The 14,239-nt window shown below is 65.4% G+C and carries 10 protein-coding genes; 1 reads left to right on the top strand and 9 read right to left on the bottom strand.

What is annotated here, in order from left to right; all coding sequences use genetic code 11:
* Positions 1–19 precede the first annotated feature (19 nt).
* Together ACEVBK_RS14235 and ACEVBK_RS14230 are read right to left on the bottom strand one after the other, a co-directional pair.
* Positions 20–832, bottom strand: a complete 813-nt coding sequence (locus ACEVBK_RS14235) for a slipin family protein (protein WP_375055576.1) — start codon at positions 830–832, stop codon at positions 20–22.
* Positions 829–2,175 (bottom strand): nodulation protein NfeD, encoded by a 1,347-nt coding sequence (locus ACEVBK_RS14230; RefSeq protein ID WP_375055575.1) that lies wholly within the window; start codon positions 2,173–2,175, stop codon positions 829–831. The genes ACEVBK_RS14235 and ACEVBK_RS14230 overlap by 4 nt, the downstream gene beginning before the upstream one ends.
* A gap of 178 nt (positions 2,176–2,353) precedes the next feature.
* On the opposite strand from ACEVBK_RS14230, the gene ACEVBK_RS14225 reads away from it, so the two are divergent.
* Complete coding sequence (locus ACEVBK_RS14225; protein ID WP_375055574.1) at positions 2,354–2,821, top strand: GNAT family N-acetyltransferase; 468 nt, start codon at positions 2,354–2,356, stop codon at positions 2,819–2,821.
* On the opposite strand, the gene ACEVBK_RS14220 is transcribed toward ACEVBK_RS14225, so the two are convergent.
* The 7 genes from ACEVBK_RS14220 to ACEVBK_RS14190 all read right to left on the bottom strand — a co-directional run bounded on the left by ACEVBK_RS14220 (position 2,781) and on the right by ACEVBK_RS14190 (position 14,236).
* A complete protein-coding gene (locus tag ACEVBK_RS14220; protein WP_375055573.1) occupies positions 2,781–4,136 on the bottom strand; it encodes a VWA domain-containing protein in 1,356 nt (451 codons plus the stop codon). The genes ACEVBK_RS14225 and ACEVBK_RS14220 overlap by 41 nt on opposite strands.
* Before the next feature lie 73 nt (positions 4,137–4,209).
* Entirely contained in the window at positions 4,210–5,664 is a 1,455-nt protein-coding gene (locus ACEVBK_RS14215; RefSeq protein ID WP_375055572.1) for an AAA family ATPase, read from the bottom strand.
* A 285-nt stretch (positions 5,665–5,949) separates the two neighbouring features.
* Positions 5,950–8,094 (bottom strand): TonB-dependent siderophore receptor, encoded by a 2,145-nt coding sequence (locus tag ACEVBK_RS14210; protein WP_375055571.1) that lies wholly within the window; start codon positions 8,092–8,094, stop codon positions 5,950–5,952.
* Between the two features lie 67 nt (positions 8,095–8,161).
* Complete coding sequence (locus ACEVBK_RS14205; RefSeq protein ID WP_375055570.1) at positions 8,162–9,019, bottom strand: helix-turn-helix domain-containing protein; 858 nt, start codon at positions 9,017–9,019, stop codon at positions 8,162–8,164.
* Between the two features lie 33 nt (positions 9,020–9,052).
* A complete protein-coding gene (locus tag ACEVBK_RS14200) occupies positions 9,053–11,269 on the bottom strand; it encodes a TonB-dependent receptor (protein WP_375055569.1) in 2,217 nt (738 codons plus the stop codon).
* 103 nt (positions 11,270–11,372) lie between these two features.
* Entirely contained in the window at positions 11,373–13,334 is a 1,962-nt protein-coding gene (fhuB, locus tag ACEVBK_RS14195) for a Fe(3+)-hydroxamate ABC transporter permease FhuB (protein WP_375055568.1), read from the bottom strand.
* The gene (locus tag ACEVBK_RS14190; protein ID WP_375055567.1) at positions 13,331–14,236 is read right to left on the bottom strand and encodes an iron-siderophore ABC transporter substrate-binding protein; all 906 of its coding nucleotides are present in this window, start codon (positions 14,234–14,236) and stop codon (positions 13,331–13,333) included. The genes fhuB and ACEVBK_RS14190 overlap by 4 nt, the downstream gene beginning before the upstream one ends.
* Positions 14,237–14,239: the final 3 nt, after the last annotated feature.

Raw genomic sequence — 14,239 nt, 5'->3', positions numbered from 1 at the left:
AGTCAGAAGCCTCTGCCCGTCAGGTTATTTCGGTGGATGAGCCGGGTTCCTTATCTTCTGTGCCGGGCTGGTAGGGACCGGCTATTTTCTGCAGGATCCGCCCCAGTTCCATCGGCAGGGGGAAGACGATGATCTTGCTGTTGTCGCTGCTCACCTCGGTCAGGGTCTGCAGGTAACGCAGTTGTATCGCTTCCGGTTGCTGCCCGAGTATGCGGGCCGCCTCCAGCAACTGCTTGGAGGCTTCCAGCTCGCCGGTGGCGTGGATGACCTTGGCTCGCCGGGAGCGCTCGGCCTCGGCCTGGCGGGCGATGGCGCGGATCATGGATTCATCGAGATCCACGTGTTTGATTTCCACCGCCGTCACCTTGATGCCCCAGTTGTCGGTACTCTGATCCAGGATACGCTGCAGATCCGTATTGAGCGTGTCCCGCGCCGAGAGGATCTCGTCCAGCTCGTGCTGGCCGAGCACGGATCTCATGGTGGTCTGGGCCAGTTGGCTGGTGGCCTCCAGGTAGTTTTCGATGTTGATGATCGCCTTTTGCGGATCCAGCACCCGGAAATAAAGCACCGCATTGACCCGCACGGTGACGTTGTCCTTGGAGATCAGATCCTGGGAAGGAATATCCATGGTAATGATACGCAGATCCACCCGCACCATTTGCTGCACGAAGGGGATCACCAGGATAAGGCCGGGCCCCTTGATCTTGTAGAAGCGGCCGAGCAGGAAGATAACTCCCCGTTCGTATTCCCGCAGTATGCGGAACATGCTGCTGAGCAGCATGACCACCAGCACCACTATCAGCAACTGAAAATACAGAAAATCGATCATCATGACTGGGTCTCCTCCAGCGGGGCCACGTTGAGGGTAAGGTCTTCCACCGCCAGCACTACTACTGGCTGGTGCTGGGCGATGCTGTGTTGACTATGAGCCTGCCAGCGTTCGCCCTGCACCAGCACAATGCCGGTGGGGGCGATGGGGGTCAGGGCGATGCCCTGTTCGCCGACCATGGCGGCGGTGCCGGATACCGGTGCGGCCCGACGCTGCTTCACGATAAGCCGCACCACCACCAGGATCAGGGTGAGGGAAAACAGGGTTAAGGCGGCCACGAAGGGCCAGGCGACCCGGAATGCCTGATCCGGGGTGTCGAACAGCAGCACCGAGCCGATGGCGAAGGCCACCAGGCCCCCGCCGCCGAGGATACCGAAGCTGGGGGCCAGGGCTTCGGCGATCATCAGCACCACCCCCAGCAGCAGCAACGCCAGGCCGGCGGTGCTGAGCGGCAGCATCTGCAGGGCCAGCAGGGCCAGCAGCAGGCAGATGGCGCCGGTAACGCCGGCCACGCCGAAGCCCGGGCTGTAGAATTCGAGCAGGATGCCGTACATGCCCACCAGCATCAGCAGGTAGGCGATATTGGGGTTGGTGATGATCATGATGAAGCGCTGGCGCCAGTCGGGCTGGCGTTGTTCGGCCAGGAGCGCGGTGGTGGCAAAGGTGTAGGTGCTGTCGTGGAGGGTGATTTCCCGACCGTCCAGGCCTTGCAACAGGGCGGGGATGTCCACCGCCATCAGCTCGATCACCTGTTGCTCCAGCGCCTCGGAAGCGGTGAGGGTGGCGGCTTCGCGCACCGCCTGCTCGGCCCAGTCGGCATTGCGTCCGCGCAACTGGGCCAGGGACTTGATATAGGCCACCGCGTCGTTCAGGGTCTTGCGCTCCATGGCGCTGCCCTCGAGGGCGGGACGGCCATCTTCCTGCTCCCTGTCCTCCAACTGGTCCCCCGGCGGTTCGGTACCGCCGGGAGGGCCTATCTGCACCGGGGTGGCGGCGCCCAGGTGGGTGCCCGGGGCCATGGCGGCCACATGGCTGGCATAGAGGATATAGGTTCCCGCCGAGGCGGCACGGGCGCCGCCGGGAGAGACGTAGACCACCACCGGCACGCGGGATTCGAGCATGGCCTGGATGATGTCCCGGGTGGCGCTGTAGAGGCCGCCGGGGGTGTCCATGGTCAACAGTACGAAGGCGGGATTGTCCAGTTGGGCCTGGGTCAGTTCGGTCACGATAAAGTCCGAGGTGCCGGGGCCGATGGCGCCCTTGATGTCCAGTTGCCAGTAGCGCTCCTGGGCCAGAGTCGGCATACCCAGCAGCAACAACAGCAGTAATAGGCCGCGCCAGTTCATATACCCAGCTCCAATTCAGTCTCTATTAGAGCTTAGTGCATGTCATCGGGTTGGTGGTTATTTAACCGAAAGGAGCAAGGGAATCGGATGTCTTGCGCTGCTTTCCGGGAAAGGGCACCATCGGCGCTGCTTGGACAGGAAGCCGGCAGCGCGGCCATTCATCTTCACGGGAGCACCTATGCCTATCAGAACAGCGACCAAGGCGGATATGCAGGCCATCTATAGGCTGGAGCGATCCTCCTTCGGCAGCCACTGTTATCCGGATTTCTTTTTTCGTCAGGCTCATGATCTCTGGCCCCGTTATCTGTGGGTGGCCGACGACGGCGAGCTGGCGGGCTACTGCCTGGGTGGGACGGGGGCGGCGCCTGGCGAGGGCTGGATACTGTCCCTGGCGGTGGCCGAGTCCTGCCGGGGGCGGGGGCTTGGCAAGGCGCTGCTGCTACAGGCCATAGGGGCGCTGGAAGCTGGCGGTTGCCGCTCGGTGCGGCTGACGGTGTCGCCGGACAACCCGGCGCTGGGGCTTTACCTTGCCCTCGGTTTCGTGACGGAACGGCGGGAAGAAGCCTATTTCGGGCCGGGCGAGCCGCGGCTGGTGCTGGTGCGAGCTAGCTCCTGGCGGCCTGCTCCAGACTGCGCCAATCGCTGAACAGGTGCACCGGATCGCACAGCTGGCGCATGGCGTGCAGGGCGGTGGCATAGCCCAGTTGCAGGCCGAACAGCCGCACGCCGAGGCTTTCCTTCGCCCGTTCCACCTGTTCTCGCAGCGCCTCGCTGACCTGGAACTCGCCGTCGCTCACCAGCAGGATATCGGCCTGCCGCCACTCCTGCTGCTGCAGTCGGGTGAGCGCCGCCTGTAGCGGCGTGCCGACGTCGGTGCCGCCGCTGAAGGCACCGCGCAGCAGGTCCAGCAACTCGGGCAGGGTCAGCCGGCGGTTGTCCAGCACCCGCAGCTCGCCGGCACCGCCGAACAGGTACACCAAGCAGCTCCGGCGCTGGCGCCTGGCCAGACGCAGGGCTTCCAGCACCATGGCCTTGGACACCTGCTCCGCCAGGCCGTGCATGGAGGCGGAGGTGTCCAGGCAGAGCAGGATGGGACCCTGCTGGCTGCCCTGGCCCCGACCTTCCCCTTGCCCGGCCCGGGGCTGGGGCCAGTCGTTGCCGGCATCTATGGGCATGACGCCGGCTACCGCGTAGCTGAGCAGGCCCTGCTCGGCCCGGCGGGCGTGCCACAGCAGGTGCAATACTTCGTGGCCGAGAAAGGCCGCTTCCAGAGGCAGCATCCGTGCCAGGTTGTCGGAGCGGGTGATGCCCCGGGTTTCCATCGGCATGCCGGGCAACTGCCGTTGCTGCGGGCCCGCCTCGCGCGGACTCATCTGCTGCAGCAACTGGCTCGGGGTGGCGCTTTGTGCCGGATCCGGACGCTGCTGGCCGAGTTGCTCCAACAAACGCTGCAGCCGGTGGATCTGGGCGACCCATTGTTGCAGGCGCAGCAGGTCGAACCAGGCCCTGTCCCGCAGCCGGCCGCTGTCGGTATCGGTGCCGAGGGCCGGCGCTATGCCGAGCTCTTCCGCCACCTTGTCCAGGGTCTGCCACAGGCTGATGCGCCGCTGCCACTGTTCGGCGAGGCGGCCGAGCTCCCGCCGGGTATGGCGGGCCCGGGCGCGCCGCTGGGCATGCTGCGGGAGCTGTCCGCAACGCGCCAGCAGGGCGGCGGTGGCCGGCCACTGCAGCTCCACCTGCTCCAGTACCAGCAAGATGTCCTGTACCACGGCTCGGGCCACTTCCGGCGTCTGCTTGCAGTAACCGAGCGCCCCCGATCGCACCAGCAACTGGCGGATGCGCCGTTCGGTGCTGCTGCCGAGCCACCGGCCGGGTGCCGGCAACTGCCCCCGATCGAGTCGTGTCAGCAGCTCGACCACATGGTCGGCCCGGGGGCGCAGCCGGCCCAGGGGGTGGGTCACCACCAGGCTGAACAGCGTGTCCGGCAGTTCGGCCAGGATGCCCAGGCCGGGGGGCTGGGAGGCGGACAGGGCCCTAGGCCTCGACCGGCAGGGCGGCGAAATCGCGGCGCAGGACCAGCAGCCGCTCCCGTTGCCGGCCCAGGGCCTGTTGCTGTTGCTCCAGTTGGCGGCGGGCCTGGGCTCCGAGCGCCGGGCTCAGCCAGAGGTGCTGGCGCAGCCGGGGCTCCAGCTCCCGCTGCTGTTGCGTCAGCCAGTCCAGGTATTGCCCAAGCTCGCCGATACGCTCGTCCAGTTGACTCAGGCGGGCGGCCAGGTGGGCCGCCGGCCAGGCACGCGGGCGCAGGGCGGTGGGGCGCTGGTAGGGCTCCAGCACCGGTACGTACTGATCCGGATTGCCGCCCAGGTTGCGGATTTCCTGCTCGGTGAAGCTGGTGTCGGGCAGGCGGGGCTGGCGGTAGAGCGCTTCGCCGGCGGCGTTGTGACGGGTCCGGAAGCCCTCCCGCTCGGTCACCGGCTGGCCGGCTTCGTCCAGGTAGAGCTGATAACCCTGCTCGTTGAGGGCCGGCAGCACCGGATCCGCATCCTGCGCCAGTCGTTGCTGCCAGCTGCCCACCAGTTCGGCCACCAACTGCGGGCTGAAGCCCGGATCTGCGGCGATATGCTCCTGCAGCCAGGCCTCCAGGCGGGGGTACTGCTCCGGCTGCTGCCACAGGCAGTGGGGCAACAGCCAGGCGTCGAACAGCCCGGCCTCGGTTTCGCCGTTGCAGCAGGCGGATACCCTGAGCAACTTGACCACCTTGCGCCAGCGCCGGTCCGAGACGGTCATCTCCTGCTCGGCGAGGAAGGCGCGCAGGCTGGTGAGCAGTCGCACCAGTGCCGGGGCCAGGGGGAGCCGCTCGGCCAGGGTGCGGATGGCGGCCAGCTCGCAGCCGCTCAGGCGCAGCTCGGACGGGGGCGCCTGGTAGCCCTGGTTGAGGGTGAGCAGTGCCGTAAAGGCCTGGTCGCTGACCGGCGCTACCCGGTAGCGCAGCAGGAAACGGTCGTACAGGGCGTTGAGTTCGGCTCCTTCCGGCAGTTCGTTGCTGGCGGCGATCACCGACACCAGGGGCACCTCCAGCCGTTCGCTGCCGTTGTCGAACTGACGCTCGTTGAGCAGGGTGAGCAGGCTGTTGAGAATGGCGCTGTTGGCCTTGAAGATCTCGTCGATAAAGGCGATGGAGGCCTCGGGCAGATAGCCCCGGGTCTGGCGCAGGTAGCGGTCCTGCTCCAGGGCCTTGATGGAAAGGGGGCCGAACAGTTCCTCGGGCACCGAAAAGCGGGTCAGCAACCGCTCGAAGTAGGCGCCGTCGGCCAGCAGGGTATGCAGCCGGCGGGACAGCTCGCTCTTGGCGGTACCGGGTGGGCCCAGCAGCAGCAGGTGCTCGCCGGAGAGCGCGGCCAGCAGTGCCAGCCGGGCCGGAGTGTCCCGCTCCAGCAAGCCCTGCTGCAGCTGTGCGATCAATGCCGCGATACGAGGTTTTACATCCATGTGCCGGACCTGTGATTTAATTGTATTAAAAATATTTTAGTATTGTACTCAAAAATGACGATGTGGCCAGCACGGGAGCTGTACCGATGCCGTCATTCCCGCGCAGGCGGGGAGCCGGGGCCCTGACCATGGCACCGGGGGCCGGCTGGCATGGACTCCCGCCAGCGGGAGTGGCGAAAAGGGACGCGGGAGTGACGAGCGTGTACGGGCAAGAGGGGCTGTGGTTTTATCGAAAAAGGGGGGAGACCGTTTTAACGGTCTCCCCCTGTTAGTCACGAAGCGCTATCAGAACCGGTAGCTCAGGCTGGCCTTGAGCTCGCGCTCGGCGCCGAACCAGCAGTTACTGTCATCGAAGCAGCTGTAGTAGCGCTTGTCGAACAGGTTGCTGGCGGACAACTGCAAGCGGGCGCCGTCCCAGTCGGCGTTGAGATAGCCCAGATCGTAACCGAGCGCCAGATCCACCAGGGTATAGGCGGGTACCTGATCGGTATTTAATGTGTCCATCTGGGTCTTGCCCACGTAGCGCACCCCGACGCCCAGGGCGGTGCCGGCCAGGGCGCCTTCGAAGAGATCATAGTTGGCCCACAGGCTGGCCTGGCGCTCCGGCACCCAGACCGGGGTCTTGCCGAGCAGCTCTCCGCTCTCGTCCTTGCTGAACGCCATGTCCATCAGGGTCAGACTGGCGGCCAGGCTAAGGTTGTCGGTCAGGTAGCTTTTGGCTTCCAGCTCCAGGCCCTTGGCCTGCACCTCGCCGGCCTGAGTCTTGTCATAGGGGCTGCCGTTGGGATCCCGGGTGGGCTCGTTCTGTTTGGTGATATGGAAGGCGGACAGGGTGCCCTGGTGACGCCGGTCGGCGGACTGGTACTTGACCCCGGCCTCCCACTGTTGGCTGGTGGTGGGGTCAAAGGTCTTGCCGTGCCGGTCCTGGCCGGTGATGGGTTCGAAGCCTTCGGCGTAGCTGACGAAGGGAGAAAAACCGCCCGGCAGCTCGTAGAGGGCACCGACACGGAAGCTGAACTTGTCCTGCTCCACCATGTTGTCGGCCCGGGCGCCGTACTTCCTGCCCTGCTCCTTGCCCTGGTAGCGGTCGTAGCGGCCGCCGGCGATCAGCACCAGCCGGTCCAGCCGGACCTGATCCTGCAGGTAGAAGCCGGCCTGGCGGGTACTCAGGCGGAAATCCGAGGAATAGGAAGAAGAAAAGGCGATGTCGCCGGGCCGTACCAGGTGGTTGTCGGGGGCGAACAGATCGATGGCGGGGATCTCGCCGTCCTCGTAGCGGATATCCGAATTCAGCCGGGTGTAATCCACCCCCAGCAGCAGGTTGTGCTCGAGGGCGCCGCTACGGAGCCGGCCGGACAGCTGGTTGTCGATGGCCCAGCTGCGGCTGGCTTCGTCGGTCAGGTAGGCGCGTCGGGTCAGGGTGCGCTGATCCGCGCCGAGCCCCATGCCGTAGCTGTTTTCCTGATAGGCGCTGGCATCCATGAAGCGCAGGTTCTGCAGCAAGGTCCAGTCGTCGTTGAGCTCGTGGTTCAGCTTGTAGCCGAGCATCAGCACTTCCCGGTCATAGGTGTTCCAGTTGGCGTCGCCGGAGTAGATATCGGCGGGCAGACGGCCGTTGACGTTGTCCTTGAACAGGCCCGAGGCCGGCAGCGTGGTGTAAATGCCGGCGGAAGGGTCCTGCTGGTAATAAAGATTCAGGTTGAGCAGGGTGCGATCCGAGATATGCCAGTCCAGGGCAGGGGCTATCAGGTAGCGCTCTTCCTCCGAGGTCTCGGCCTGGCCGTCCTGCTTGCGGCCCAGGGCCACCAGGCTGTAGTTGAGGCTGCCGTCGTCCCTGAGGGCGCCGCGGGACTCGAAGCTTCCCTCTCGCAGGTCATGGCTGCCGCCGGACAGGGTCAGCTCATGGAAGGGCTGGTTGCTCGGTTGTTTGGCGATCAGGTTGACCATGCCGCCGGGGGGCATGGCGCCGTACAGCACCGAGGTGGGGCCCTTGAACACGTCCACCTGTTCGAGGGCGAAGGCGTCGATCTGGGGCTGCAGGTTCCAGTCGTTGTAGGTGAGTGGCAGGCCGTCGTAGAAGTTCTGGTAGTTGATAAAGCCGCGGATATTGAACAGATCGAGCCGGCCGACGGCGCCGCCGCGCAGCTCGGTGTGCACGCCGGGCACGTAGCGCAGCGCCTCGGCCACCGAATCCATGCTCCGCTGATCCAGGGTTTCCCGGTCCACCACGCTGATGCCCTGGGGCGTTTTCTCCGGTGCCAGGGCCGACTTGGTGGCGGTATGGCGATAGGCCTTGCCCTGCACCAGCACGGTGTCTTCGGTAAGCAGGGGGGCGTCTTCGATGGGGGGCTGTGCCAGGGCCGGGCCGCCCAGGGCGCCGGAGATCGCCAGGGCCAGCAGGGAAGGGGTAAAGGCGTGTTGCCGCCGCATAAGATCCTCGCTTGAAAATAATTAAATAACAATGAATCTCATTTTAATTTTTCGGTGGTGAGCGGGCTTAACATTTTGGTGCAGGAGCGATGGGGATCCAGTATTCCATCCGGTAATCGGCTTCAAGAGAGCAATAGGTTTCCAGCTCGAAGGCGCCGCGATAGCAATAGCCCGAGTCTGGCAGCCAGTGCAGAATTACCCATTCCAACACCCGGGCCAGCTTTTGCGGGTTGCCCTGGTGAGGAATGACCAGATATTCGGAGGCGGGGATCTCGAGTCGCTCCAGGCCATGAACGGAGAAGCCCTGTTGCAAGGTCCCGGCCCAGTAACGTAGTTGCCCGGGTTGTCCGGCATCTATTCCTATGGCTCCGGCAGGCTGGACCAAGGGAGCCGGAGACAGGGTTTTGAAACGTTGCCAGATGTGGGGTATTTGCTCGAGGCAGTCGGGCGATTCGGCAAACAGGCCCCGGCAGTTGCCACTGATCCCGAACAGGTATTCGGCGGGACGATTGTCGATGCGGATTTGCAGCAGGGTATTTTCATCCGGACTCAATAACGGCGTGAGTAGGCCTCGACGTCTCCCTGTCTTGCGATAGTCCCCCGGCGAACAGCCGAATTGCTGGCGGAAGGCGCGGCTGAAGCTGACTTCGGAATCGAAGCCGCAACCAAGGGCGATATCGAGCTGTCGCAGCCGACCGGTCAGCAGCCATTCGGCCGCCCGGCTCAGGCGCAGTCGGCGAATATAACGGGCCAGGCTCAGGCCGGTGGCCGCCTGGAAATCCCGTTGCAGCTGCCAGCGGGAGCAGCCTACCGTACTGGCTAGCGACGGCAGAGTGAGCGGATGATCAAGGTGTTGGTGAATATGGTGCAGCACTTGTTGTAGTCTCGGAGAGAGACGAGAAGCGGCCACTAATGAGTCCTCCATAAAAGAGACCGGCCAGGGGCCGGTCGTTGTTTTTCAGAATTTGACGTTATAGGTCAGGCTAAAGGTGCGGCCCCGGCCCTTGAAATCGTAGAGTTCATTCGGACCGTAGTAGGGCACGTACCAGACCTGGGCGCGTTGGCCCCAGATGGTGGTGTAGTCCCGATCGAACAGGTTCTCGATGCCGGCGCTGAGGGTGCCCACCGGCAACTGGTAGCGGCCCAGCAGGTCGACGGTGTGGTAGCCTTCCAGTTTGTTGCCACCGTCATCGCGCAGATCGAACATCTTCTGGGCCTGTAGCCGCAGCGACCAGGGCCGGGCCGGTTGCCAGGCGAGGAAGGAGGTCAGCTTGCTCGGGCTGGCCTCGGTCACCGCCAGCTTGCGCCAGCCGGCGTCGGTCTCGGTTTCGGAAAATACCCAATGGCCGCCGATGCCGGCCTGCCAGTCGTCATGCAGCCAGGTGCTGAGCGTCCCTTCCAGGCCGTAGATACGACGCTTGTCATCCTTCAGCAGCACCGACAGGCTTTGCCGGTCGTAGCTGATGGTTTTGTCCGACAGGCTGTAATAGGCGGCCAGTTGGGCGTCCCAGACGCCGTCGGAGAGGCGCCAGCCCAGCTCCCAGGACTGGGTTTCGACCCCCTGCAGCGGCGAGCCGGCCACGTCCACCGAATCCAGCAGCGGCAGGTGGCCGTCGGCATCGGCGGCACCGTAGTTGCCCAGACCGTAATACTTGGCGATATCCGGCAGTTCGAAGCCTTCGGCGTAGTTGAGCCAGAGCTGCTGGCTGGCGTTCAGGTCATACACCAGGCCGGCGTTGAACAGGTTGACGTCGTAGTCGACCTCGCCGCCGGGGATGGCGTCGGCCGAGGTGGCGCTGCCGTTGGCGATGGCGATCTGCTGGTTCATGGCGATGTAATCATCCACCCTGTTGCTCAGGCGCTGATGGCGGAAGCCGGCGTTCAGGCCGAGAGCCTCGGTCAGGGCGTAATGGAGCTGCATAAAGCCGGCCAGGCTGTCGACCCGGTAGCCCGGGTAGCGGCCCACGGTAAAGTCTTCCTTCATGGTCAGACCGCCGCTCTGCTTGGCCTGGTCCAGATCGAAGTACATCTGGGTGGCGTCGAACAACTCTCGATCGACATCCACGCCGTAGGTCAGGCTCAGGCGTTCCAGTGGCCTGGCCACCAGCGCCAGCTTGGCACCGAACAGCTCGGTGTTCTGTTGCGAGGCTGCATAGGCGTAAACGTTGTCGTAAGCGGCCCCGTTGACGTAGGGGAAGGGGTGGTAGTTGAAGGATTCGCTGCGGTAGAAGCCCTGCAGGTAGAGCTCCTGGCCGAGCCAGTTTTCATGGTGGTAGCTGGCGTTGAGGAAATCGCGCCGGGTGCGGGGCGAGCGGTCGGAGTCGATCCCGCCACGGATGGCCAGCTGTTCCGGATCCTTTTCGGTGACGCCGCCGAAGTCGTCGCCGAGGAACATGCCGTGCTCGCCGTCGCTTTTGCTGTCGTAGTACTGGGCGGTCAGCGACAGGCTCTGCTCCGGGGTGAAGCGGAACTGCAGGTTGCCCATCAGATCCAGGGACTCGTTGTACTGCAGGCTGGTCTGGGCGATATCCATCAGGATGGGATCGCCGTCGGCGTTGTAGGCGCCCTGGTTCTTGCCGTAAGCCAGCGACAGCCGGCCGTTGATGTCGTCATTGCCGCCGCTCAGGGCCAGGCCGGTGTGCAGGTCGCCGTCGTCGCTGCTGTTCAGGCCGCTGCGTCCGCCCGCTTCCAGCTCCAGCTGCCGGCCGGGCTCGCCCTTCCTGGTGATGATGTTGATGATGCCGCCCAGGCCGCCGGCGCCGTAGAGGGCGCTGGTGCCGGACAGCACCTCGATGCGTTCGATGTTGAAGGGATCGATACCGTCGAGCTGGCGACCACCACCCCGGGACGAGTTCATCGACACCCCGTCGATCATCACCAGTACCGCCCGGCCACGCATGTTCTGGCCGGCGTTGGTGCGGCTCTGGCTGCCCAGGTCGAGGGCGGGAATGAGCTGGGCGAGGGCGTCCTTGAATTCCTTGCCGGCCTTGATCTGTTGCTCCAGCTGCTCTTTTTCGATGACCTGGACGTTGTTGCTCAGGTCGGATATCTGGGCCTGGCTGCGGGAGCCGGTGACCATGACGGTGTCGAACTGGGTCGTATCCTGGGCCCAGGCCGGGCCGGCCAGCAGGGCGGCGGCGATAAAACGGGACAGGTGTTTCTTCTGAAACGGCATTACAGCCTTCTCCTTGATTTTTAACTTGTAAATACAAAGGCAAATGATTTCTTATAAGTTATCTTCGTCGCGGGTACGTTGCCGGCGCGTTATTATCCCGTGTTTATACCGCCCGTTTCCGGGCCAGCAGGTAAATAAAGTAGGTTCCGCCCATGATGGAGGCGAGGGTGCCGGCGGGCAGTTGCATAGGGTAGAGCAGCACCCGGCCCAGCCAGTCCGACAGCAGCATCAGCGCCATGCCGAGCAGGGAGGCCAGCACCAACTGGGAGGCAGCCTTGCGCGCGCCCAGCAGGCTCGCCATATGCGGTGCCAGCAGGCCGACGAAGGCCACCGGCCCCATCACCGCCGTAACCAGCGCGCAAATCACCGACACCAGCACCAGCAGCAGCACCCGGGTACGATCCAGGGCCAGGCCCCGGCCGAGGGCGATGCCGTCGCCGATGGACACCAGGGTTAGCCCCCGCTGGCTGGCCAGGGCCAGCAGCCAGGTGAGGGCGATACCGGCGGTGAGCCAGCCCGCCTGGGCTTCGCTCACCCGGTAGGTGGAGCCGGACAGCCAGCCGAGAATGGCGAACACTTGATCGTTGCCCTTGGCCAGGGTGAACTGCAGCAGGGCGTCGAGGAAGGCGGCCAGGGCGATGCCCACCAGTGCCATCACCGCCGGGGCGTAGTGGTGGCGGCGGCCGAGCAGCAGCAGCACCGCCAGCACCGCCATGCTGCCGGCGAAGGCCAGTAACGGGCCGCCATCGTGAATGGAACTGCCGCCGACCAGCACGCCCAGCACCAGCGCCAGGGTGGCGCCGGCGGAAATGCCCATGATGTCCGGGCTGGCCAGGGGGTTGCGGATCAGCCGCTGCAGGATCACCCCGGCCACCGCCAGGCCGGCGCCGGCACAGGCGGCGGTGAGCAGGCGCGGCCAGCGCAGCGACCACAGCAGATCGTCGGGCCAGGACCATTGCCAGCCCTGGCCGGCGGGGGCCAGGGTCAGGCCGAGCAGCACCAGCATCAGGGTGGCGAATGCGACCCCCAGCCAACTGCCCCGGGTCACCTGCCAGCGTTCACCGGGCAGGCTGATGGCGCTCTGATCCTGGGCATTCAGCCGCTTGCCTACCAGCCACAGCAGCGCCGGCGCGCCAATGAGCGCCGCCGCCGCGCCGCTCGGTACCAAGTCGGTGGAAACCCGGCTGAAGCCCAGGGCGATGGCGTCGGTGGCCAGCAGCAGCAGGCCGCCGAGCAGGGTGGAGCACAGCAGCTCGTCGCGAGCGGTGCGGGCGCCGAAAAAGCGCGCCATGTTGGGGGTGAGCAGGCCGATAAAACCGATCAGCCCGACCGCGGTGATGGCCACCGAGCCGAGCCAGAGCGCGGCCACCAGCAGGGCGAGCAGCACCGGCCACAGGCTCATGCCCCGGGCGCGGGCGGCATCGTCGCCGAGGCGCAACAGGGTCAGCGGCCGGGGCGCAAACAGCGCCAGCAGGATCGCCACCGGCAGCAGCCGGGGCAGCAGCCAGAGCACCCAGTGCCAGTCGGTCTGGGCCAGATCGCCGGCGCCCCAGATAAACAGATTGCGGGTGTACTGATCGTTGAGCAATACCAACCCCGCGGCCAGGGCGCCCAGCAGCAGGTTGACCGCCATGCCCGCCAGCACCACCGGTAGGCCGCGGATGCCGTGGCGGCCGGCGATCAGCAGCACCAGCGTCGCCGACAGTGCCGCCCCCAGCAGGGCAATCCAGTGGCCGTGGCTGGCTGCCAGGGCGGGCGCCCAGACGGCGGCGCACACCAGCGCCAGCCAGGCGCCGGAAGAGGCGCCCAGGGTCATGGGCGACACCAGACGGTTCTGGGTGAGCTGCTGCAGCAGGCTGCCGGCCAGGCCCAGGGCGCCGCCCACCAGCAGCGCCATGGCCACCCGGGGCAGGGCGGTGTAGAAGAACTGGAATTGCTCGAAAGCCTCGGGCTCGGCGCCCCACAGCAGACGCCATTGCTCGGCCGGCGGTACCGTCGGCTCAACCTGCAGGTGCAGCAGGGCCAGCAGTGGCAGCAGCACCAGCAGGCTCAGATAACGGTTCATTGCGGGTCGATGCTCAGCAGGGACTCGGTGAGGTTGCCGGCCAGGTAACCGAGGGACATGATGCCGCCATAGGTCCAGGTGGGCGGTACCGCCGCCGCCCGCTGCGCGCGCACGAAGGGCATGGCCCGCCACAGGGGCATGGCAAACAGTTTGTCTTTCTCGGGGAAGGGCTCGATATAGAGCACCACACCGTCGCGGATGGCGCCCAGATCGGTCAGTTTTTTCTGCACCTGGCCCCACTGGCTCACCGGCTGGGGCAGGGCTGGCGCTATGCCCAGCCGCGCCAGGGCGTATTGGGGCATGCCGTTGTCGCCGTAGATACGCACATGGCGGGTATCGACGAAACGTACCACCGAGACCCGCGGCAGTTGCTCGCCGAAATGCTGATGCAGGCGGCCTTTCAGTGCTTCGAAGCGGGCATCCAGCCAGGCCAGCCGCTGTTCGGCCTGCGGCTCCCGGTCCAGTGCCCTGGCCAATTGCACAAAGGCCTCGCGGGCGGCATCGGCATTGTTGTGTTCGCTGCTGAAACTCTCGAAATGCAGCACCGGCGCTATCTGGCTGAGCCGGGGCACCAGATCCTGCTGCTGATCGCCGGTGATGATGAGATCGGGACGCAGTTCTGCAATCCGCTCCAGGTTGGGTTCCTGGCGCAGGCCGACGTCTGCCACCCCTTCGGCCAGGGCCGGTTGCACCACCCAATCCCGGTAGCCGGTGACGTCGGCCACCGCCAGCGGCGTGACGCCCAGCTCCAGTACCTGCTCGGTGGCGGCCCAGTTGAGGGTGACCACCCGTTGGGGAGCGGTGGCAAATTCGTGGCTGCCCAGGCTGTCGGTGACTTCAATGGCCTGAGCCTTTAGCCCCAGCAGGGTCAGCAGTATTACAAGCAGCGGTGTTTTCATCATGAC

It is taken from the genome of Zobellella sp. DQSA1 (assembly GCF_041950555.1).
GTDB lineage: Bacteria > Pseudomonadota > Gammaproteobacteria > Enterobacterales > Aeromonadaceae > Oceanimonas.
The sequence above is the reverse complement of the archived record's forward strand: the minus strand, read 5'-3'. Positions and strand labels throughout refer to the sequence as shown.